Source organism: Streptomyces sp. JK94 (genome assembly GCF_053613315.1).
Genome location: NZ_JBSICH010000017.1, coordinates 27,011 through 49,559, shown reverse-complemented (window position 1 = coordinate 49,559; position 22,549 = coordinate 27,011). Strand labels below are relative to the sequence as shown.

Annotated in this window: 13 protein-coding genes and 1 pseudogene; 8 read left to right on the top strand and 6 right to left on the bottom strand. The window is 75.1% G+C overall.

Annotation, left to right across the window (positions count from 1 at the left end):
- Positions 1–19: 19 nt before the first annotated feature.
- Positions 20–538 (bottom strand): RNA polymerase sigma factor, encoded by a 519-nt coding sequence (locus ACVV2G_RS17130; RefSeq protein ID WP_453843563.1) that lies wholly within the window; start codon positions 536–538, stop codon positions 20–22.
- A 64-nt stretch (positions 539–602) separates the two neighbouring features.
- The gene (locus ACVV2G_RS17125) at positions 603–1,952 is read right to left on the bottom strand and encodes a phthiocerol/phthiodiolone dimycocerosyl transferase family protein (RefSeq protein ID WP_453843562.1); all 1,350 of its coding nucleotides are present in this window, start codon (positions 1,950–1,952) and stop codon (positions 603–605) included.
- 470 nt (positions 1,953–2,422) lie between these two features.
- On the opposite strand from ACVV2G_RS17125, the gene ACVV2G_RS17120 reads away from it, so the two are divergent.
- From ACVV2G_RS17120 to ACVV2G_RS17105, 4 genes are all read left to right on the top strand, one after another.
- A complete protein-coding gene (locus tag ACVV2G_RS17120) occupies positions 2,423–11,092 on the top strand; it encodes an amino acid adenylation domain-containing protein (protein ID WP_453843561.1) in 8,670 nt (2,889 codons plus the stop codon).
- Between the two features lie 85 nt (positions 11,093–11,177).
- On the top strand, positions 11,178–15,131 hold the full coding sequence (locus ACVV2G_RS17115) for a type I polyketide synthase (RefSeq protein ID WP_453843560.1): 3,954 nt from the start codon (positions 11,178–11,180) through the stop codon (positions 15,129–15,131).
- 35 nt (positions 15,132–15,166) lie between these two features.
- Positions 15,167–16,396, top strand: coding sequence for a crotonyl-CoA carboxylase/reductase (gene ccrA, locus ACVV2G_RS17110; protein ID WP_453843559.1), 1,230 nt, complete (start codon positions 15,167–15,169; stop codon positions 16,394–16,396).
- A gap of 95 nt (positions 16,397–16,491) precedes the next feature.
- Positions 16,492–16,686 carry an antitoxin gene (locus tag ACVV2G_RS17105; protein ID WP_453843558.1) on the top strand — a complete coding sequence of 65 codons (195 nt, stop codon included), beginning with the start codon at positions 16,492–16,494 and terminating at the stop codon, positions 16,684–16,686.
- Between the two features lie 60 nt (positions 16,687–16,746).
- Here the strand turns inward: ACVV2G_RS17105 and ACVV2G_RS17100 are convergent, their stop codons facing one another.
- The 4 genes and pseudogenes from ACVV2G_RS17100 to ACVV2G_RS17085 form a co-directional block, all read right to left on the bottom strand.
- Positions 16,747–17,346 (bottom strand): hypothetical protein, encoded by a 600-nt coding sequence (locus ACVV2G_RS17100; protein ID WP_453843729.1) that lies wholly within the window; start codon positions 17,344–17,346, stop codon positions 16,747–16,749.
- Between the two features lie 54 nt (positions 17,347–17,400).
- Positions 17,401–17,448, bottom strand: a pseudogene (locus ACVV2G_RS17095) (hypothetical protein); the annotation flags it as partial.
- Between the two features lie 297 nt (positions 17,449–17,745).
- Positions 17,746–19,230, bottom strand: coding sequence for a class I adenylate-forming enzyme family protein (locus tag ACVV2G_RS17090; protein ID WP_453843557.1), 1,485 nt, complete (start codon positions 19,228–19,230; stop codon positions 17,746–17,748).
- Positions 19,230–19,478 (bottom strand): acyl carrier protein, encoded by a 249-nt coding sequence (locus ACVV2G_RS17085; protein WP_453843556.1) that lies wholly within the window; start codon positions 19,476–19,478, stop codon positions 19,230–19,232. The genes ACVV2G_RS17090 and ACVV2G_RS17085 overlap by 1 nt, the downstream gene beginning before the upstream one ends.
- A gap of 332 nt (positions 19,479–19,810) precedes the next feature.
- Here ACVV2G_RS17085 and paaA point away from each other — a divergent pair, with 332 nt between their 5' ends.
- The 4 genes from paaA (at position 19,811) to paaD (ending at position 22,548) form a co-directional block, all read left to right on the top strand.
- Positions 19,811–20,860, top strand: coding sequence for a 1,2-phenylacetyl-CoA epoxidase subunit PaaA (gene paaA, locus ACVV2G_RS17080; RefSeq protein WP_453843555.1), 1,050 nt, complete (start codon positions 19,811–19,813; stop codon positions 20,858–20,860).
- On the top strand, positions 20,857–21,168 hold the full coding sequence (gene paaB / locus ACVV2G_RS17075) for a 1,2-phenylacetyl-CoA epoxidase subunit PaaB (RefSeq protein WP_453843554.1): 312 nt from the start codon (positions 20,857–20,859) through the stop codon (positions 21,166–21,168). Before paaA ends, paaB begins: the two co-directional genes overlap by 4 nt.
- A gap of 79 nt (positions 21,169–21,247) precedes the next feature.
- The gene (gene paaC, locus ACVV2G_RS17070) at positions 21,248–22,039 is read left to right on the top strand and encodes a 1,2-phenylacetyl-CoA epoxidase subunit PaaC (RefSeq protein WP_453843718.1); all 792 of its coding nucleotides are present in this window, start codon (positions 21,248–21,250) and stop codon (positions 22,037–22,039) included.
- On the top strand, positions 22,036–22,548 hold the full coding sequence (gene paaD, locus ACVV2G_RS17065) for a 1,2-phenylacetyl-CoA epoxidase subunit PaaD (protein ID WP_453843553.1): 513 nt from the start codon (positions 22,036–22,038) through the stop codon (positions 22,546–22,548). Before paaC ends, paaD begins: the two co-directional genes overlap by 4 nt.
- Position 22,549 lies beyond the last annotated feature (1 nt).

Here is a 22,549-nt window from a genome sequence, read left to right as displayed (position 1 = left end):
GGCTCGCTCCGGCGTCGTCTCACGCCGCCGAGGGCTGCCAGGCCTCCTGGAAGCGCCGGCGGGCGCGGAAGAGACGGGAGCGGACGGTGCCCAGGGGCAGCGCCAGGACCTCGGCCATCTCCTCCTCGTTGAGCCCGTAGGCGCGCAGGGTGAGGACCTGCCGGTGCGCCTGAGACAGCCGCTCCAGCACATCGCTGATGTGGACCGCGTCCAGCGGATTCGCCTCCTGCCGCGACTCCAGGTCGGAGCAACTGCGTTCCTCGCCGTAGCGCTTGGCGGTGCGGACGGCCTCACGGACCGTCACCGAGCGCACCCAGCCGTAGAACGCCGCCGGTTCCCGCAGGGACCCCAGGCCGCGGTAGATGGCGAGCAGCGCCTCCTGCATGGCGTCGGCGCCGTCGTCGTGGGTGATGGACCGGCAGATGCGGGCGACGTACGGCGTGATGCCGGTCAGGAGGTGGTTCATCGCGTGCTCGTCGCCCGCCTGGGCTCGGGGGAGCAGCGTCAGGGGAGAGGGCAGTTCGCTGACGGTGGTCATGTCGGGCAGGGGCTCCTCACGGATGCCGGGCGGGCGGGGACAGGTGCGCGGGGGAGGGCCGTACTCAGCCGGTGCCGGTGCCGGTGCCGGTACCGCTGCCGGTGTCGGCGCGGGCGTGCTCGGGCTCCGCCGCGGCCGCGAAGCGCAGGAGGCCGGCCCGCACGTCGTCGCGGAACGCCCGCATGAAGTCCGGGCTGAAACAGGCGGTGGAGTGCGGGAACTCGACGGACAGCCGCCCCTCGAAGGAGACCACGCACGCCATGAGGGGGCTGCGTCCCGCCTGCGGGAAGTAGTGCTCGCGGGCCGGCACCAGACGCACGTCGACCGCCCGCAGTCCGCGCGGCAGGCGCGGGCCGGGGACGACGCCCATGTTGGTGGCGATCACCGTGGCCAGCTGCAGCGCGGGGTTGCGGGGGATCTCCGGAGTGATGCGCATCTCGTGGAAGTGGTCACCGCGGTCGAGGAAGTCGCCCAGGCGGGCGTGCACGGCTCGGGCCAGATCCAGCGGCTCGGAGGCGTCGGAGACCTCCAGGGTCTGCAGGTGGGTGGTGACCGCGGGCACCGTCGCGCCGGCGGGCAGCGGAGGGGACAGCCGGGAGCGCAGGTCGACGGGGGAGAGGCAGCCGAGGGTGCGGGGACCGTCGCCGCCCAGGCGCCGCCGTGCCGTGGCCAGGAGCGTGGCGGCGATCAGCGCGTGCACGGAGACACCCGAGCCGCGCGCCGTCCGGCGCAGCCGCCCGGTGAGAACCGGGTCCAGGGTCAGCCGGGAGACCTCGATGTGCCCGTCCGGGCCGGCCTCGTGACCGGTGGAGGAGGGACGCCGGACGTCGTAGGGGACCAGCTCGACGGGGTGGCGCCGCGCCTCCTCCAGACGGCCGTCGAGGTACTTCGCCGTGTCGGCCTCGTCGGCCGGGGGCAGGAGCCGGCTGACGGGCTCGGGCCACAGCGGCCGTCCGGACGGCGCCGCCGGGCCCGCGGGCTCCGCGTCGACCAGTGCCCGGTAGCGGTCCCACAGGGCGTTGTGGAGCGCGATACTGCTGTGGCCGTCCGTGACGGTGTGGTCGACCACCAGCACGAACAGGTGACTCTCGCCGTCCGACGCGCTGACCAGGACGGCTCGGCTCAGCGGGCCACCGACCGGCAGGGGCCTGTTCAGCTCCGCCGCGTACGCCTCCTCCTCGTCGCCCGCGCGGGTGGCCAGCCGGGGGCGCTCGTCCTCGTCCAGGAGACGCAGTACGTGGCCCGCGCCGTCCTGCTCGATGCGTGACCGCAGCGCCGGGTTCGCCTCCGTCAAGGCGTCGAACGCGGCGGACAACGCCGGGACGTCCACGGGTCCGCGCAGGGTGCAGGACAGGACGGCTCTGCTTCTCTGGCCCACGTAGAGCGTCTCGACCGGACACAGCACACGGTGCATGCCGTCAGCCTTCTTTCCGTCGTTCACGTCGGGGATCTCCGCGGCCCGGGACCGGCCGGCCTGTGCGGGCTGTCCGCGGGGGAAGGGGCCTTTCGAGAGTGCACGGCAAAAGGCCGCCGAATCCAGCCGGGAACCCGATGCGAAAGGCAAGTCGCGTGATTTCCCTAGAAGATGAACCGGGCCCGCGCACTCCCCGGCCCCGCATTCTCCAGGGAAACACCTGAATCGACGTCGTCGGGGCCCGTCCCGCTTGACCCGGCCGCTTTCGCTGCCGCAGCGTGATGTGCCGTGAAACCGGGGCCGGGCGACGAGGTCTTCCCGCCCTCGGCGTGCGGCCTCCTTCGCCGCTGCGCGGGCCGGCCCGGCGCGTCACACACGCCAGGGCGGCACGCGACGGTGGCCGCACCCGTCCGATCCGGCCGGGCCTTCGCCGTCCGGGACATTACGGCTTGCCACGTGAGGGTTGTGCTATGTCACTCCAGGAGGACGAACGTCGACCGCTGTCCGGAGCCCAGGAGGGTCTCTGGTACGCCGGCCGGCTCGCGGCGGACAGCGCCGCGTACAACACCGCGGAGGCGGTGGAGATCCACGGCCCCCTCGACACCGCCCTGTTCGAGACCGCGCTGCGGCGCACCGTCGGTGAGGCCGACACCTTCGCCCTGCGGTTCACCGACACCGACGACGGCCCCCGCTGCCATCCCGCTCCGGACGCGGACGCCTGGACCCTGCACCGGGTCGACGTCAGCGGCGCCGAGGACCCCGAGGCCGCCGCGTGGGCCCACGTCCGCGCCGACCTCGCGGCCCCCGCGGACGTCGACAAGGGCCCGCTGTTCGCGCACTCCCTGCTCACCCTGGCCCCCGACCGCTTCCTCTGGCTGCTGAGGGCCCATCACCTCCTTCTCGACGGCTACAGCTACAAGCTGCTCGGACGGCGCCTGGCCGAGACGTACAACGCGCTGGCCGAGGGCCGTGACCCGGGCCCCAGCGGATTCGAGCCGGTGAGCCTGCTCCAGACGCAGGAGGCGGCCTACCGCGCCTCCGAGGGACACGCCCGCGACCGCGACCACTGGGCGCGGCGTCTGACCGGTCTGCCCGAGCCCGCCCGCCTCACCTCCCGTACGGCCGCCCCCACCGCGCCCTTCCTGCGCCGCACCGCCGGACTGACGTCCGCGGAGACCGACGCCCTCGACACCGCCGCGGCCCGCCTCGGCGTTCAGCGCACCGACCTGCTGACCGCGGCCACCGCCGCCTACCTGCACCGGATGACCGGCGCCGGGGACCTGGTGCTGGGCCTGGCCACCATGAGCCGCCTCGGCAGCGCCGCCCTGCGCACCCCCGGCACCGCCTCCGACGTCCTCCCGCTGCGCGTGGCCGCCGCCCCGGACACGCCCCTCGCCCAGCTGGCCCGGACCGTCGCGGACGAGCTGAGGGCCCTGCGCCGCCACCAGCGCTACCGGGGCGAGTTCCTCCGCCGCGACCTGGGCCTGCTGGGCACCGGGCGCCGGCTGTACGGGCCGGTGCTGAACATCGTGCCGTTCGACGAGTCCCCCGTCTTCGGCGGACACCCCACCACCTGGCACCACCTGTCCGGCGGAGCCGTCGACGACCTCCAGATCTCGGTACGCCCCGACGCCCGCACCAAAGGACTGTGGCTGGCCTTCGACGCCAACCCCGCCCTGTACGAGGAGGAGGAACTCGCGCTGCACCGCGACCGGTTCCTCACGGTGCTGCGCCGGCTGGCCGAGGCCGGGCCCGCGACCGAGCTGGGCGACCTGGACCTGCTGCTGCCCGGCGAGCACCCGGGCGACGCCCCCGTCCGCACGCTTCCCGTCGAGCGGACCCTCACCGAGCTGTTCGAGGAGCGTGTGGCGGCCGGGCCCGAACGCACCGCCGTCACCTGCGGGGACCGACGGCTCTCGTACGCCGCCCTCAACGCCGAGGCCAACCGGCTGGCCCGGCTGCTGACCGAGCACGGCGCCGGCCCCGGCCGGGTGGTGGCCCTGGCCCTGGAGCGCGGGGTGCGCCTGCTGCCCGCCCTGCTGGCCGTTCTCAAGACCGGCGCCGCCTACCTGCCCCTGGACCCCGGCCACCCGGCCGAACGGCTGCGGCTGGTCGTCGAGGACGCGTCCCCCGTCGTCCTCGTCACCGAGCACGCCCACGCGCACCTGGCCGGGGACGCGGTCCCCTCCGTCCTGCTGGACGACCCGCGGATCACGGCGGACCTGGCCCGCCGCTCGGCCGCCGACCTGGGCGACACCGACCGGCACGCGCCGGTGAAACCGTCCGACACCGCCTACATCATCCACACCTCCGGCTCCACCGGCCGCCCCAAAGGAGTGCCCGTCCCGCACGCCAACGTCGTGCGCCTGTTCACCGCCGCGGCCGAGCACTTCGACTTCGGTGCCGACGACGTGTGGACGCTGTTCCACTCCTACGCCTTCGACTTCTCCGTCTGGGAGATCTGGGGCGCCCTGCTGCACGGCGGCCGGGTCGTCGTCGTCCCGTACGCCGTCAGCCGCTCTCCGCGGCAGTTCCTGGAACTGCTGCACCACGAGGGCGTGACCGTCCTCAACCAGACGCCGTCCGCCTTCGAGCAGCTCATGGACGCCGACCTCGAACGGGACGGCGACACCGGGGCGCTGCGCTACGTCGTCCTCGGCGGCGAGGCCCTGCGCCCGGCGCGGCTGCGGCCCTGGGCCGACCGGCACGGCCTGGACCGCCCGGCGCTGGTGAACATGTACGGCATCACCGAGACGACCGTGCACGTCACCCACCACCGCCTCACCCGGGCCGACCTGGACGACCCGCGACGCGGCAGCGTCATCGGCACCCCCCTCGCGGACCTCCGCGTCCACCTCCTGGACGCCGGCGGACGCCCCGTGCCGCCGGGCGCGAGCGGCGAGGTGTACGTCTCCGGCGCCGGCGTCGCCGCCGGATACCTCAACCGGCCCGACCTCACCGCCGAACGCTTCCTCGACGACCCCTACGGCCCGCCCGGCACCCGCATGTACCGCTCGGGCGACCTGGCCCGGCGCCGCCCCGACGGCACGCTCGACCACCTCGGCCGCGCCGACGCCCAGGTGCAACTGCGCGGATTCCGCGTCGAACCCGGCGAGATCGAGGCCGTCCTCGCCACCCACCCGGGCGTCGCCCGTGCCGCCGTCGTGCCCCGCCGGGCCGGCAACGGCGCCCTGCACCTCGTCGCCTACACCGTCCCCGCGGGCGACCTCCCGGTGGACCCGGCCGAACTGCGGTCCCACGCCGCCGCACACCTGCCCGAGCACATGGTCCCGGCCGTCTGCGTCCCGGTGGACACCCTGCCGCTGACCGCCAACGGCAAGCTGGACACCCGGGCCCTGCCCGCCCCCGACTTCACCGCCGCCGCCTCCGGCACCCGCCCGGAGACTCCCCGGCAGATCCTGGTGTGCGGCCTGTTCGAAGACGTGCTGAAACTGCCCCGGGACACCGTGGGCACGGACGTGAACTTCTTCGACCTCGGCGGCGACTCCCTCCTCGCCACCCGTCTGCTGGCCCGCCTGCGGCACGAGACGGGCGCCGAGGTCCCCATCACCGCCCTGTTCGAGACGCCGACCCCGGCCGCCCTCGCCCACCGGCTCGCCGCACACACGGGCGGTGCCCTGCCCCGGCCTGCCCTCGGCGACGCCGCACGCCCGCCGCGCGTGCCGCTCTCCTTCGCCCAGGAACGCATGTGGTTCCTCCACCGGCTCGACGACGCGGCGGCCACCTACAACATCCCGCTCCTCGTCCCCCTCGGCACGGACCTCGACACCGAGGCGCTCGGGGCCGCCCTCGGCGACCTGGCCGACCGCCACGAGAGCCTGCGGACCGTGATCGCCGAGCACGACGGCGTGCCCCACCAGCGCATCCTGCCGCCGGGGGAGCTGCGCCCGGTACTGCGCCGCGTCGACTGCCCCGCCGCGGAGACCACCGCCCACGTCACCGCCGCCCTGCGGCACCGCTTCGACCTGACCGCCGAAAGCCCCCTCGCCGTCTGGCTGCTGGGCACCGGCACCGACCGGGCGCTGCTCTTCGTCCTGCACCACAGCGCCGCCGACGGCTGGTCGCTCGGCCCCTTCGCCGCCGACCTGAGCGCCGCCTACGCGGCCCGCCGCGCCGGCCGGGCTCCCGACTGGACCCCGCTGCCGGTGCAGTACGCCGACTACGCGCTGTGGCAGCGCGCCCTGCTGGCCCCCGAACCCGACGGCCCGGGCCGGCTGGAACGGCTCACCGCCCACTGGCGCGCGGCCCTGGACGGGCTGCCCGAGGAGTGCACCCTCCCCGGCGACCGGCCGCGTCCCACCGCACCGCGCGGCGGCGGCGCCCACACCGACGCCACCGTCGACGCCGCCCTGCACCGCGCCCTGCTGCGCCTGGCCGACCGCGAGGGCGCCAGCCTGTTCATGGTGCTGCACGCCGCCGTCAGCGCCCTGCTCACCCGCGCCGGCACCGGCGAGGACATCGTCCTCGGCACCCCCGTCGCCGGCCGCACCGAACCCGCCCTCGACCCCCTGATCGGCCTGATCACCAACACCCTGGTCCTGCGCGCCGACACCTCCGGCGACCCCGCCTTCCGGGACCTGCTCGCCCGGCTGCGCACCGCCGACCTGGCCGCCCTGGACCACCAGGACATGCCCTTCGACCGGCTGGTGGACGCGCTCAACCCTCCCCGCACACCCGGCCGGCACCCCCTGTTCCAGGTCATGCTGGCCCTCCAGAACAACGAACCCGCCGTACTCGAACTGGACGGCACCAGGGCCGAGTTGCGGCCCACCGCCACCGGCACCGCCAAGTTCGACCTGTTCGTCGACGTCTTGGAGCACCACACCCCCGAGGGCGCCCCCGACGGCCTGACACTGCACGTCGAGTACGCCACCGACCTGTACGACGCGCCGACCGCTCAGGCGTTCACCCACGCCCTGCACGACGTCCTGCGCACGGTGAGCGCCGACCCCGGGCTCCGCGTCGGGCAGCTCCCCGCACTCCCCGAGCGCGCCCCCGCCCCGGCAGCGACCGGCACCGGACCGCTGGAGGACACGGCCCTCGCCGTGGCCGGCGTCCGCGAGGCCCTCGCCCTGCCCGGCACCGGCGACGGCCCGCCGCGCCTGTACGTGGTGCCCGGCCGGGCGGACGCCGCCGAGCGCGTCGAGGACGCCCTGGACCGCGCGGGCCACGGCACGGTCCGCGTCACGGCCGTCAACGCGCTGCCCCGCGCCGAGGACGGCGCCGTCGACACCGAGGCGCTGCGCGCCCTGCCCGCCGTCGACCGCACCGCCGCCGAGACCTGGCGGGAACGGCTGGCCGCCCTCCCCGGCGTCACCACCGCCGAGGTGACGGCGCAGCCCGCACCCGAGGAACTGGACCGCCGCCACACCGGTCTGCCCGACCGCGCGGCGCGGCCGGCCCCCGCCGCCGCCCGCCCCGGCCGCGCCTCCGCCGTCCCGGCACTCAGCGAGGGCCCCGCCCTCACCGAACCGTCCGTGCCGAGCTGGGCCGAGGCCCTGCGCCGTGCCGCAGCACGGGACCGGGGCGACATCGTCCACGTCCACGCCGACGGCAGCGAACACCGGCGCAGTTACGCCTCTCTGATCCCCGAGGCCTCCCGCGTCCTGGCCGGACTGCGCCGGGCGGGCCTGCGCCCCGGCGACCAGGTCATCCTCCAGTGCGACGCCACCGAGGACTTCCTCGCCGTGCTGTGGGGCTGCGTTCTCGGCGGTTTCGTCGCCGTCCCGCTGACCGTCCCCGCCTCCTACGACACCCCCTCGGCGGCGCTGACGAAGCTGGAGGGCATCTGGCGGATGCTCGGCCGGCCCCGGATCGTCTGCTCCGCCGGCCGCGAGGCCGGGCTGCGCGCCGTGGCGGACCGGCAGAACTGGCCGGGGCTGCGGCTCACCACCGCCGACGCCCTGCGCGAGGCGCCCGAGGACCACGACTGGCACCCCGCCCGGCCCGACGACCTCGTCCTGATGCTGATGACGTCCGGCAGCACCGGCCTGCCCAAGGCGGTGCGGCTCACCCACCGCAACGTCCTGACCCGCTCCGCCGCCACGGAGCAGCTGAACGGGCTCGGCGAGGACGACGTCTCCCTGAACTGGATCCCGCTCGACCACGTCACCGGCGTGGTGATGTTCCACCTGCGGGACGTGTACCTGGGCTGCCGTCAGGTCCACGCCCCCACCTCCTGGATCCTCCAGGACCCGCTGCGCTGGATGGACCTCGCCGACCGGCACCGGGTCAGCGTCACCTGGGCGCCCAACTTCGCCTTCGGGCTCCTCGCCGAGCAGTCCCACCGCTTCGCCGACCGGTCCTGGGACCTGACGCCGATGCGGCTGGTGATGAACGCCGGCGAGGTCGTCGTGGCCTCGGCCGCCCGCCGGTTCCTGCACACGCTGGAACCGTTCGGCCTGCCGCAGGACGTGATGCACCCCGGCTGGGGCATGTCCGAGACCTGCTCGGTGGTCACCGACGCCGTCCTGCCCGCCCGAGCCGGCGGTGACGAGGACACGTTCGTGAGCTGCGGCCGGCCCTACCCCGGCTTCGCCATGCGGGTCGTCGACGAACAGGGCACGGTCCTCACGGAGGGCGAGGCGGGCCGGCTCCAGGTCCGCGGCACCTCCGTGACCGGCGGCTACCACGACAACCCGGCGGCCAACGCCGAGGCCTTCACCGAGGACGGCTGGTTCGACACCGGCGACCTGGCGTACCTGCGCGCCGGCGAGCTGTACATCACCGGCCGCGCCAAGGACGTCATCATCGTCAACGGCGTCAACCACTACAGCCACGAGATCGAGGCGTGCGTCGAGAAACTGCCGTACGTCGAGAGCAGCTTCACCGCCGCCGTCGCGGTGCGCTCCGAACCGTCGTCGCCCACCGACGAACTCGCCCTCTTCTTCCACCTCACCCCCGAGACCACCGCCGACCCGGCAGCGGCACTCCGCGAGATCGGCGGCAAGGTGACCCGCGAGATCGGCGTCAGCCCCGCCTTCCTGATCCCGGTCGGACGCGACGCCGTCCCCAAGACCGAGATCGGCAAGATCCAGCGCACCAGGCTGCGCAAGAGCTTCGAGGCGGGCGCCTTCGACGACGAGGTCCGCCGCACCCAACTGCTGCTGGGCACCGCGGCCACCCTGCCCGACTGGTTCCTGCGGCCGGTCTGGCAGCGGGCGGCACGCCCTGCCGCCCGTACGACGACGCCCGGCCGGCACACCCTCGTCCTGGCGGGCGGCGACCCACGGGTCCACGCGCTCGCGGAACGGCTCGCCGACGCGCTGCGGTCCGGTGGCGGCCTGTGCACGGTGGCCGGCGAGGGGATGTCGTACACCCGGCTCGACGCCGCGCACCACCGCCTGCGGCCCACCGAGGAATCCGACTACGCCGCACTCCTCGACCACCTGGAGGACGACCACCGGCCGGTCGACGCCGTCCTCCACCTCGACGGGCTGCGGCACCCGGCGGGCCCGGGCGCGGCGCCCGACGACACGACCGGTGCGGAGGAGCTGCTCGCGCTCACCCGGGCCCTCGCCGCCCGGCCCGGCGGACAGCGCCCCGTCGACCTCGTGTACGTGACGGCGGGCGCCCGGGCCGTACGGCCCGGGGACCGGCCCGCCCCGGCCCACGCCATGGCGAGCGCCCTGCTCAAGTCGCTGGCCGAGGAGTCCGGCCGGCTGCGCGGCACGCACCTCGACCTCCCGCCGGACGACGGTACGGACCCGCTGCCCGTCCTGCTGGCCGAGGCGACGGTCACCGCGGACGGCGCGGAGGTGGCGTACCGCGACGGACACCGGTACGTACGCCGCCTCGCCCCCCTGCCCGCCACGCCGGCCCGCGTCGAGCCGCCCGCGCACGACGGCTTCACCCTGCTCACCGGCGGCCTGGGCGGCGTCGGCGCCGAGGTCGCGGCACACCTGCTCAGCACCCCCGGCACCCGGCTGCTGGTCGTGGGCCGCACACCGGCGTCCGAGGCCGAGGCCCCCGGCCAGGCGCTCCCACGGCTGCGCGAGCTGGGCGAGGTCCGCTACGCCCGCGCGGACGTCACCGACGAACGCCAGGTGCGGGCCGCGGTGGAGGACGCCGCCGAGGCGTGGGGCGCACCCCTGGCGTCCGTGCTGCACCTGGCCGGCACCCTCGTGGAGAGCCCCGCCGGCGAGCTGGACGCGGCCACCTGGCGCCGGGCGCTGGCGGCCAAGGTACGCGGCGCGTGGACGCTGCACCGGCTCACCGCCGACCACCCGGTCGGCTCCTTCGTCACCTTCTCCTCGGTCAACGGATTCTTCGGCGGCGCCCTGAACGCCGCCTACGCCGCCGCCAACGCCTACCTGGACGCCCTCGCGCTGTACCGCCGCGACCTCGGCCTGCCCGCGCAGTCGCTGGCCTGGAGCATGTGGCGCGAGCGCGGCATGAGCCGCGGCTACCGCCTCACCGCGCTCACCGAGGCGCGCGGCTACCGGCTGCTCGACGCCCCCGCCGCGCTGCGCTCGTTCGACCTGGCCCGCACCCTGGACGAACCGCACCTGCTGATCGGCGCCGACCGCACCGCCCCCTGGGTCCGCAGCCACGTCGTGGCGCCCGCCCGGCAGGTGCGGCGCCTGGCCGCACGCGTCGGCCTCGAGGACGGGACCGACCTCGGCGCCCTGTACGGCGCGGCGGCCGACCGTGCCCGCGCGGCCGGTCTGTCCGACGCGTGGACACTGCTCTCGGCGGGGGCCACCGCCCGTCCGGACCACGCGGAGGCGGGGGAGGACCTGCGGCGGCTGGAGCACCGGCTCGCCGAGGTGTGGTGCGGGGTACTGGGCCGCGACCGGGTGGGCCGGGACGACAACTTCTTCGACCTGGGCGGCAACTCCCTGCTCCTCGTCACCGCCCAGACCGCCGTCAACCGCGCCTTCGGCACCGACCTCTCGGTCGTCGACCTGTTCGCGCACCCCACCGTGCGGGACCTGGCCCGCCGGCTGACGGCGCACACCGGCGCCGGTGCCACGACGGCCGCCGCTCCGTCACCGCAGCACGAGTCCGCCGAACCGCCGCCCAGCGGCCTGGACCGGGCCAGGGAGCAGGCCCGGCGCCAGCGAGCGGCCCGCGCGAGCCGCTCCGCACGGCACGGAAAGGACCGGGGCCGTGGGTGACGTGGCCACGGGTGGAGGAGACGGCGGAGACGGGGCGGGAGCCGTGGGCCATACCACCGCGGGCGGAGGAGACGGAACGAGAGCCGTGCGGGACGCCACCGAGCGGCAGGATCCCACCGAGCCGCAGAACGCCAATGAGCCGCAGAACGCCACCGAGCCGCAGGACCCCAACGAGCCGCAGAACGCCACCGAGCCGGAAGAGGACGAGGCACAGACCGTGCACGACACCACCGCAGCCCAGGACGAGGACTTCCCCGCAGTCGCCGTCATCGGTATGGCGGGCCGCTTCCCCGGCGCCGACGACCTCGACGCCTTCTGGGAGAACCTCGCGGCCGGCCGGGAGGCGATCCGGCCCGTGACCGAAGAGGAGTTCCTCGCCGCGGGCGGCGCCCCGCGCGACCTGGACGACCCCTCGCTGATCCGGATGGCGTCGGTCGTCGAGGGCATCGACCGCTTCGACTCCGGCTTCTTCGGCCACAGCCCCGCCGAGGCCGCCGTCGTCGACCCGCAGCAGCGGCTGCTGCTGGAGACGGCCTACCACGCCCTGGAGGACGCCGGCTGTCTCGGTGCGGACCGCACGTCCGAGGCGTTCGGCGTCTACGCGGGCGCCGGCGACAGCCGCTACTACCCGGCGCACGTGTACCCGCGCTTCGCCGGGCAGCCCGGGTCGGTGGAACTCGTCCACGCGGCCACCGCCAACTCCCTGGGCACCCTCGCCACCCGCGTCTCCTACGAACTCGGGCTCACCGGCCCCAGCGTGTCCCTCCAGACGGCCTGCTCCACCGCGCTGGTCGCGGTGCACACCGCCTGCCAGGACCTGCTGGACCACCGCTGCGACACCGCCCTCGCCGCCGCCGTCTCCCTCAACCCCTCCGCCGCGCTCGGCTACCGCCACGTACCCGACGGGCCCTTCTCGCCCGACGGCCACTGCCGCGCCTTCGCCGCGGACGCCGCAGGCACCTCCTCCGGCGACGGCGTGGGAGCCGTCGTACTCAAGCGCCTGGAGGACGCCCTCGCCGACGGCGACCGCGTCCGCGCCGTCATCCGCGGCAGCGCCGTCAACAACGACGGCCGCCGCAAGGTCGGCTTCAGCGCGCCCAGCGCCGCCGGACAGACCGAGGTCGTCCTCGCCGCGCAGGCTCAGGCGGAGGTCGACGCCGACACCATCGGCCTCGTCGAGGCCCACGGCACCGCGACCAAACTCGGCGACCCGATCGAGGTGTCCGCGCTCACCGAGGCGTTCCGGCACAGCACGCGGCGGACCGGGTTCTGCGCGCTCGGCTCCGTCAAGACCAACATCGGCCACCTCGGCGCCGCCGCCGGCATCGCCGGACTCGTCAAGGCGGTCCTGGCCCTGGAACACCGGCAAATACCGCCGAGCCTGCACTTCGACCGGCCCAACCCGCTCATCGACTTCGACGCCGGCCCCTTCCGCGTCCCCACCGCACTGGAGGACTGGCCCGCGGGGGAACACCCCCGCCGGGCCGCCGTCAGCGCCTTCGGTATCGGCGGCACCAACGCCCACGTCGTCCTGGAGGAGGCCCCGCCCGCCGCCCCCGCCGCGCCCCGCCCGCCCGAGGACGGCCGCCGCCTGGTGCTGCCGCTGTCCGCACGCACCCCCGGCGCCCTGCGCGGCCAGGCCGACGCCCTCGCCCGGCACCTCGAACGCCACCCGCACCTGCGCCTGGACGACGTCGCGCACTCCCTGCGCGCCGGCCGTCCCGCCATGCCCCACCGCCTCACCGTCACGGCGGCCTCCCGCGACGAAGCCCTCGACGCCCTGCGCTCCGCCACGCCCCACATCCCGCCGCCGTCCGACGACCCGGCCCGCGTGGCGTTCCTGCTGCCGGGCGGCGGCACCCAGTACCCCGGCATGGGCGCGGAGCTGTACCGCGACCACACCGTCTACCGCGACACCGTCGACGAGTGCGCCCGCATCCTGCGCCCCGCCCTCGGCGCCGACCTGCGCACCGCCCTCTTCGAGGAACAGCGGCCCGACGACACCGCCGCGTTCCTCGGGCTGGTGGTCACCGAGTACGCCCTGGCCCGTACGCTCATGGAGGCGGGCGTGCGCCCCGACGCGCTGATCGGCCACTCGCTCGGCGAGTACACGGCCGCCTGCCTGGCCGGCGTCATCGACCTCGCGGACATGCTGCCCCTGGTCACCGAACGCATCCGGCTCATCAGCTCCGCCGGCGGTGCCACGGTCGGCGTCGCCGCCCCGGCCGAGGAGATCCGGCCGCTGCTCGACGACGCCCTGTCCCTGGCCGCCGTCAACGGGCCCGGCGCCTGCACCGTCGCCGGACACCTCGACGCCGTCACCCGCTTCGAAGCCGAACTGTCCCGCCGCGGCATCCCCTTCCGCCGCCTGCGCATCCCCGTCGCGGCCCACTCCCACGTCCTGGACCCGGTCCTGCCCGCCTACGAGGCGCATCTCCGCCAGGTCACCCTGCGCCCGCCGCGCATCCCGTACGTCACCAACGTGACCGGCACCTGGGTCACCGACGCCCAGGCCACCTCCGTACGGCACTGGCTCGACCACACCCGCGACACCGTGCGGTTCGCCGACGGCATCGCCGCCCTGTGGGACCGCCTGCACCCCGTCCTCGTCGAGATCGGGCCGGGCGACACCCTGACCAGGCTCGCCACCGGCCGGCTCGACGACGCGGCACCGGTGACGGTGACCACCATGCGGCACGCCAAGGCCGAGGCGTCCGACGGGTTCGTCCTCGCCGAGGCACTGGGAGGGCTGTGGAGCGCCGGCGTCGACAGCGCCCTGCCCCCGGTACCGGGCACGCCCCGGCGAGTGCCGCTGCCCCCGTACGCCTTCGAACGCCGGCGCCACTGGATCGACGCCCCCGGCGCCCGCACGGGCCCGGCGGCGCCCGACGACACCCCCGCCGCGGCGGAGGCCGGTCCCGGCCTCGCCCCACGGCCCCGCCTCACCACGGAACACGTGCCGCCCCGCACCGGACGGGAACGGGAAGTTACCCGCCTCTGGGAGGAGACCCTCGGTATCGGCGGCATCGGCGTGCACGACAACTTCTTCGACCTCGGCGGCGACTCGATGCGCGCCGTGCTGCTGGCGGGCCGGCTGCGCCAGGCGGGCGTCCTCGACGTCCCGGCGGCGGCCCTGCTGGCCGCGCCCACCGTGGCCGGGGTCCTCACCGCCGCCGAAGAGCAGCCGGACGCCCGCACTCCGGGGGCCGCCACCACCGCCCTCGCCCCCCTGCTGCCGCTGCGCGCCGAGGGCACCGCCCGGCCGCTGTTCTGCGTCCACCCCGGCGCGGGCGTGTCCTGGCGCTACACCGGCCTGCTGCCCCACCTCGGCGGCGACCAGCCCGTCCACGGCATCCAGGCGGCCGGCCTCGACGGCACCGTCCCGCCCGCTCCGGACGCCGCCGCCATGGTCGGCCACTACCTCGACCTCGTGCGCCGGGTGCAGCCGCACGGCCCGTACCGGCTGCTGGGCTGGTCCTACGGCGGATTCGTCGCGCACGCCATGGCCTGCGCACTCCAGCGCGACGGCGAGCGGGTCGAACTCCTCGCCATGCTCGACGCCCCCCAGCCGCACGGCACCGCCCACGACCCCGAAGCGGCCGAACGCCAGGTGGCGGCCCTGCTGTCCAGGGTGGCCGGCCTCCCCGTCGACCCCGGGACCACGCCCGCGGACGCCGGCACCGTCCTGGACCGGATCGACGCCCGGGTCACGGCCGACCCGTCGAGCGCGCCCGTCACCCGCGCCGAGGCCGCGGCCATCGCCGCCGTCATGCGCAACAACCTGCGCATCGCGCCGCAGTTCACCCCCGGCGTCTACCACGGTGACGTGCTGTTCTTCAGCGCGGCCGAGGAGGAGCGCACGGACTTCCCGACGGACCTGGCGGTGCTGCCGGGCAAGGCCGACAGCTGGCGGCCCTACGTCGACGGCACCCTCCACGACCACCACGTGCCCTGCGGCCACTACGAGATGACCGAACCCGAGCCGATCGCCCGTATCGGCGAGGCGGTTGCCAAGGCCCTGCGGGACCTCGGCGACTGATCCCCTTCCCCCTGAGCACGTGTTGAGGAGAGCCCGTGAGAGCGACCCAGGACCTCTACGAACTCGGCGACGCCCCCGAGATCGGCACCGCCCCGAAGGAGATGTACGCCTCGCTCATCCGCCGTGAGCGCTACGGCCGGCCCGTCGACGCCTTCCGGACCGAGGTGGTCGACGTCCCACCGGTGGGCCGCGGACAGGTCCTGGTGAAGGTGATGGCCGCCGGCATCAACTACAACAACGTCTGGGCGGCGCTGGGTTCACCGCTCGACGTGATCGCCGCCCGGCAGAAGGCGGGAGCCACCGAGGACTTCCACATCGGCGGCTCCGACCTGTCCGGGATCGTGTGGGCGGTCGGCGAGGACGTACGCGGGGTGCGGCTCGGCGACGAGGTCGTCGTCCTCGCCAACCGCTGGGACGAGAAGGCCGAGGACATCCGCCTCGGCGGCGACCCCACCTGGTCCGCCAGCCAGCGGGTGTGGGGCTACGAGGAGAACTACGGGTCCTTCGCCCAGTTCGCGGTCGTCGACGACTACATGTGCCACCCCAAGCCCGCCCGGCTGTCCTGGCCGGAGGCGGCCTGCTACATGGCGACCGCCGCCACCGCCTACCGCCAGCTCTTCGGCTGGCCGCCGCACACGGTGCGCCCGGGCGACCCGGTGCTGATCTGGGGCGGTGCCGGCGGCCTCGGGTGCATCGCCATCCAGCTCGTCCGGCACGTCGGCGGCATCCCCGTCGCGGTCGTCTCCAGCGAGGAACGGGGCGAGTTCTGCCTCAAGCTGGGCGCCGAGGGCTGGATCGACCGGCGGGAGTTCGACCACTGGGGGCGGCTGCCGGACACCTCCGACGAGGCGGCGATGGGCCGCTGGCTGTCGGGAGCCCGCGCCTTCGGCCGGCGCCTGTGGGACGTGCTCGGCGAGCGCCGCAGCCCGCGCATCGTGCTGGAGCACTCCGGCGCCGACACCATCCCCACCTCGCTGTACCTGTGCGACAACGGCGGCATGGTCGTCCTGTGCGGCGGGACCACCGGCTACAACGGCGACGTGGACCTGCGCTTCCTGTGGATGCGGCAGAAGCGGCTCCAGGGCTCGCACGTCGCCACCGCCCGCGAGGCACGGGAAGTCACCCGGCTGATCGACCAGGGCGTCATCGACCCGTGCCTGTCCCGGACCTTCGGGTTCGACGAGATCGGCCTCGCCCACCAGCTCATCCACGACAACCGGCACCCGGCGGGGAACATGGCCGCGCGGGTCGGCGACCGGCCGTGAGGAATACGGCGGCGGGGGACCGGAGGGGTGATTCGCGCCCGGCGGGCGGGGTACCTGCGGCGGAGTACGACGCACGCACCACCGGGAGGTACCCCATGGGCAAGCTGGGCGACATGATGAACAAGGCCAAGGGCATGGCCAAGGGCCACCCCGACCAGGCCGACAAGGGCGTCGGGGGCGCCGAACGAACGGTCGACCAGCGGACGGGCGACAAGTACGACGCCCAGACCGACAAGGCCGCCGACGCGGTGCGCCGCTCCTACCGCGACGGTGGTACGTCGGAGCGCTGACCTGCTCCGACCCGTCGGCCGTCCCCGGTGCGCCGTACCGGGGACGGCCGACGCGCGTGCTCAGCCCCGGCCGAGGACGTAACTGAACACCCCCGCGCCGACGGGCAGCACCCGCACCCTTACGACACGCGCGGGATCCGCGCGCGTACAGACGAGCAGGTCGCCACCGGCCGCGCACACGCGCAGGTCCCGCAGACCCCCCGCCGGCCCGCCACCGCGCCGGCCCCCTGACCCGTCCCGGTCCCGGTGTCCCGGGCCCCCGGCCACCGAACCGCCCCGGCGCCGGCCCTCCGGCCCGTCGAGGCCCTCGTCCCGCGGATCGTCGAGGCGCTCGCCCTCCAGGCCGTCGAGACGCTCACCCTGCGGATCGTCGAGGCCCCCGTCGTCCGGCCCGAACCGGAACTCCTCGTCCGGCCCGTCCGGGCGCAGGCCCCGCGGTCCGTCCGGACTCATGGCCCAGGGCCCGGTGAGGGCCTTCCACGCGGCCTCCTTGGCGGAGAACAGCTCCGTCACCGTCCAGGCCGCGCCCGCCGGCCGGGAGCCGGCGCCCAGCAGTCCCTCCTCGTCCTCCCGCAGCACCAGACGGGCCGCGGCGCGGGGGAGGGGCCGCAGTTCCAGATCGCAGCCGAGCGGCGTGTTCTGGCCCGGTGCGCGGGCCACGGCGACGGCGATGCCGGCACTGTGCGAGATCGAGGCCGCTCGCCCCGGCGGGAACACCGGCAGCCGTCCCGAACGGGGTATCTCCCCGCAGTCCAGCCCCACCGCCCGCAGGGCCCGGCGGGCGGCCCCCGGCCGGCCAGGAACTCCAGGCGCCGCCGCGGCGGCATCGACGCCGCAGCGGCCGCCTCGGCGGGCCCCGCCGGCCGCGGGTACGGCTCCGAGACGTCCGCGACGCCCAGACCGAGCCCGGCGCCGGCCGGCAACGGACCCGGCACGGCCACGCCGGCGTCCGCCGCCCACGCGGACGCCCGACCGGTCCGGGCCGGCCACGACGTCCCCGTCGTGGCCGGCCCGGTCTCCGCGGGGCGCCCGGTCATCGCCGCCCGCCGCAGCGCACGCTCACACCCGCAGCAGCTTCTTGATGATCTTCCCGGCGGGATTGCGCGGCACCTGTTCGATGAACTCGGTCCGGCGCGGACGCTTGTACGGGGCGAGCAGCCCCGCGACATGCTCGTGCAGCGCCGGCGCGCCCGGGTCCGCGCCCGGCTCCAGGACCACGTACGCCAGCGGCACCTCGCCGTAGTCCTCGTCGGGCATCCCGACGACCGCCGCGTCCCGGACCGCCGGGTGGCTCATCAGGGCGCGTTCGATCTCCGAGGGATAGACGTTCTGGCCCGCGCGGATGATGACGTCCTTCGTGCGGTCCACCAGGCTGATGCGGCCCTCGTCGTCCATGAAGCCGAGGTCGCCCGTCCTGATCCAGCCGTCGAGGGTGATCTCCCGGGTGGCCTCGGGATCGTTCCAGTAGCCCTGCATGACGCCCGGCCCGCGCACCACGATCTCACCGATCTCGCCGGGCGGCAGTTCCCGGCCGTCCCCGTCCACCGCACGGGCGGACATGCCCGGCACCACCCGCCCGCACGGGATGCGTGCGCTGACGTCCCCCGGGGCGGGGTGCTCGTCGGGACCGAGCGTGACGAACGGGCCGCCCACCTCGGTCATGCCGTACACCTGACGGAAGCCGCAGCCGAGCCGTTCGACCGCGTCGGCGTAGACGTCGAGCGGCATCGGCGCGGCGCCATACAGGATCTCCCGCAGGGACGACAGGTCGGTGCGGTGGGACGCCTTGGCCTGGAGCATGAAACGCAGCATCTGCGGCACCGTCCACATGTGCGTAGCACGGTGCCGCTCCACCGCGGACAGCGCCCGCTGCGGGGTGAAGCCGGGCATCAGCACGACCGTCGCGCCGGCCGCCAGGTACGTCAGGGACACGACCATGCTGCCGTGGTACAGCGGACAGCAGTTGACCATGACGATGTCGTCGGTGGGGCGGGCCATCACCAGCCAGCCGAGGGCGATGGCCCGGAACGACGCGCTGTCGACGGTCACCCCCTTGGCCTGCCCGGTGGTCGCCGAGGTGTGCAGCACGGCGATCGGGTCGGTGTCGGCGACGTCCGGCAGGTCCCGTTCGGCGCCCGTCGTGCCCAGCGCCGCGAAGGCGGGCTTGTCGAGGGCCACCCTGAGCCGTACCGGCGCCGGCAGTTCGGGATGCCGGTCCAGCAGCTCCGACTCACCGATGACGGCCACGGCGCCGACGCGCTCGACGATCCCGGCGACCTCCGGCTCCGCCATGCTGTGGTTGAGCGGCACGAACAGCGCCCCGAGCCGGGCGAGCGCGAAGTAGCTCTCCAGGACCTCGATCCGGTCCTTGGACAGCACCGCGACCCGGTCCCCCCGCTCGATGCCCAGCTCGGCCAGTCCGCGCGCCAGCTCCAGCGTGCGGTCGTGGAACTCGGCCCAGGTGACGCTGCGTTCCTCGTCCACCAGCGCGGTCCGGCCGGGCCGGCACTGGCGATTGCGCTCCAACAGCTGCGTCAGCCACATCACGCACCGCCGCTCGCACCGGCGACCGAGTGCTCGGCCACGAAGCGCTCGTAGTCGGCGATCGTGTGCAGCCGCTCCATGTCCTCGGCGGTGATCTCCACACCGAGGCGCTGCTCGACGAGCAGCACGAGACGCACCAGATCCCCGGAATCGATGCCGCTGGCGGCCAGGTCTACGTCGTCGCCGATCTGGTCGGCGTACTCGGTCGTTCCGGTGAGTTCGACCAGCAACTCCCTGATGGTGCCCATGGTTTCCCCTTTCGGCTCGGCGTGCCGGCCGCCGCGCGGTGTACGACTGTCACCCCTCAAGAGGCGGGCACGGCCGGGTTCCACTCCCCGGACCGTGCCGTGAGCTTTGTCACGCGCCCGGACCCGCGCGGCGGGGATAGCCGGACCGCGTCCCCGGCCTCTTACCGCTACGAAGCGCCCCGTTCCGCCCGGCCCGCCCCCGTCCGGGCGCGGGCGGCCCCGAGCGAAGGAGTGATGCGAGTGCCCAGGCAGCTGGTACGGGTCCGGGCCCCGGGACGGCGTCCGACGCGCCGCACCGCCACGACGGTCACCGCTCGGACGGGCGGTGCCCGATGACCGCGCGGACCACCGCCGGCGCCGCCTCCGAAGGCCTCACCGCCATGCCCGAGCCCGCCACCGCGGACCAGGACGAGCTGCTCGCGCACTTCGACGCCCTCATCGCCGCCGGCGAGACGGTCGAACCGCGCGACTGGATGCCCGACGGGTATCGCCGCATGCTGGTCCGCCAGATCGCCCAGCACGCCCACTCCGAGATCATCGGCATGCAGCCGGAGGGCGCCTGGCTCACCCGCGCCCCGTCCCTGCACCGCAAGACCGTCCTCATCGCCAAGGTCCAGGACGAGGCCGGCCACGGCCTCTACCTGTACTCCGCCGCCGAGACGCTCGGCGTGGACCGCGCCGACCTGCTGGACGCCCTGCACCGCGGCCGGCAGCGGGCCTCCGCCACCTTCAACCACCCCGCGCTCACCTGGGCGGACACCGGGGCCATCGCATGGCTGACGGACGGCGCCGCCGTCATCAACCAGGCACCCCTGTGCCGGACCTCCTACGGGCCGTACGCCCGGGCGATGCGCCGCGTCTGCCAGGAGGAGGCCTTCCACGTACGGCAGGGCTACGACCTGATGCGCGCGCTGTGCGAAGGGACACCCGAGCAGAAGGAGATGGCGCAGGACGCCGTGAACCGCTGGTGGCTGCCGGCCGTGGCGCTGATGTTCGGACCGCCCGACACCGAGGCGGGCGGTGCCGACGCGCGGACCGCCGCCCTGGGCGCCGCCGTCTCCCGCCAGGCGATGAGCTGGGGCATCAAGCGGCACACCAACGACGAACTGCGCCAGCGTTTCGTCGACATCTGCGTCCCGCAGGCCGAACGCATCGGCCTGACCCTGCCCGATCCGGCGATCCGCTGGAACGAGGAGCGCGGCCACTACGACTTCACCCCCATCGACTGGGACACCTACCGCGAGGCGATGGCCGACGACACGCACTGGGCCCGGCAGCGGATCACGCACCGCCGGTCCGCCCACGAGGACGGCGCCTGGGTCCGGGAGGCCGCCGCCGCTCACGCCGCCCGGACGGACACGACGGGAGGAGCGGCCGCATGAACGGGACACGGGAGGGCGCACCGGCGTCCTGGGAGGTCTTCCTGCGGGCCCGCCGGGGCCTGGCCCACCAGCACGTCGGGTCGGTGCGCGCGGCCGGACCCGACGCGGCGCTGGCCGCGGCCCGGGACCTGTACACGCGCCGGGGCGAGCCGCTGTCGCTGTGGGTGGTCCGCTCCGACGCCGTCCACACGGCCTCCCCGGACGAACGCGACCCGTACTTCGCGGGCGCCCGCCACAAGCCGTACCGCCACCCCGAGCACTTCGCGCCGCTGACCGAGAAAGGCCCCGAGAGTGAGCACGACGAGTGACGCCTCGACGGTGACGACCACGCGCGACGTCCCGGTGACCGCGACGAGCGGCCTCCCGGCGGCAGGCGGCGCCCCGGCGGTGAGCCCGGATGCCGTGCCGGGCGCGTCGCCGGCCGGGCCCGCCGCCGACCTGGCGGTGCACCTCCTGCGCCTCGGCGACGACGCCCTCGTCCTCGGCCAGCGCCTGTGCCAGTGGATCACCCGCGCGCCGACCGTCGACGAGGACCTGGCCCTGTCCAACATCGCCCTCGACCTGATCGGCCACGCCCGCGCCCTGCTCACCCGTGCCGGACAGCTCGACGGGACCGGCCGCACCGAGGACGACCTCGCCTACACCCGCCGGGAACGCGAGTTCACCAACGCCCTGCTGACCGAACTCCCCAACGGGGACTTCGCGACGACCGTCGCCCGGCAACTCGCCTACACCCACTACGCCGTCCTGTACTACGAGACGCTCGCGCACTGCGCCGACACCGAACTCGCCGCGTTCGGGGCGCGCGCCGCCAAGGAGGTCGCCTTCCACCGGCTGCACGCGGACCGCTGGACCGTGACCCTGGGCCGCGGCACGGAGGAGAGCGCCCGCCGTATGCGGCGGGGCCTGGACCAGGTCTGGCCGTACACCGGGGAACTCTTCGAGGAGGACGAGGTGCTGCACCGCCTGTCCGCGTCCGGCACGGTGCCCTCACCCGCGTCGCTGCACGGGACGTGGCTCGAACGCGTCACCGGCGTCGTCACCGGGGCGGGGCTCACCGTGCCCACGAGCACCTGGTCGGCCCGGGGCGGACGCTCGGGCCGGCACACCGAGGAGTTCGGCCCGCTGATCGCCGAACTCCAGTCGGTGCGCCGCCAGTTCCCCGGAGGCACCTGGTGAACGGGCCCGCACCGTCCACGTCCCCCCGTACCGCTCAGGAGGTGCGCGAGCGGGTGGAGGCGCTCCCGGACCCGGAACTGCCGGTGATCGGCCTCGGCGACCTGGGCGTGGTGGGGTCCGTCGCCCCGGGCGCCGACGGCGTCCTGGAGGTGGAGATCACGCCCACCTATCTGGGCTGCCCCGCGCTGGCCGAGATCACCGCCGCGGTGCGGGACGTCCTGACCGCCTGCGGCCACCCCGACGGCCGCGTCCGGCAGGTCCTGGCGCCGCCCTGGTCGACGGACCGCGTCACCGCCGAGGGCCGGCGCAAACTCGCCGCGCACGGCATCGCCCCGCCCGTGTCCCCGGCCCCCGGCGGCCCGGTCCCCGTCGACCTGGGCGGGGTGCCCTGTCCGCACTGCGGCTCGCGCGCCACCCGGCCGCACAGTTCCTTCGGCCCCTCCCGTTGCCAGTCGATGCTGTGGTGCACGGCGTGCCGCGAGCCCTTCCCCCACCTGACCGCGCTGTGAG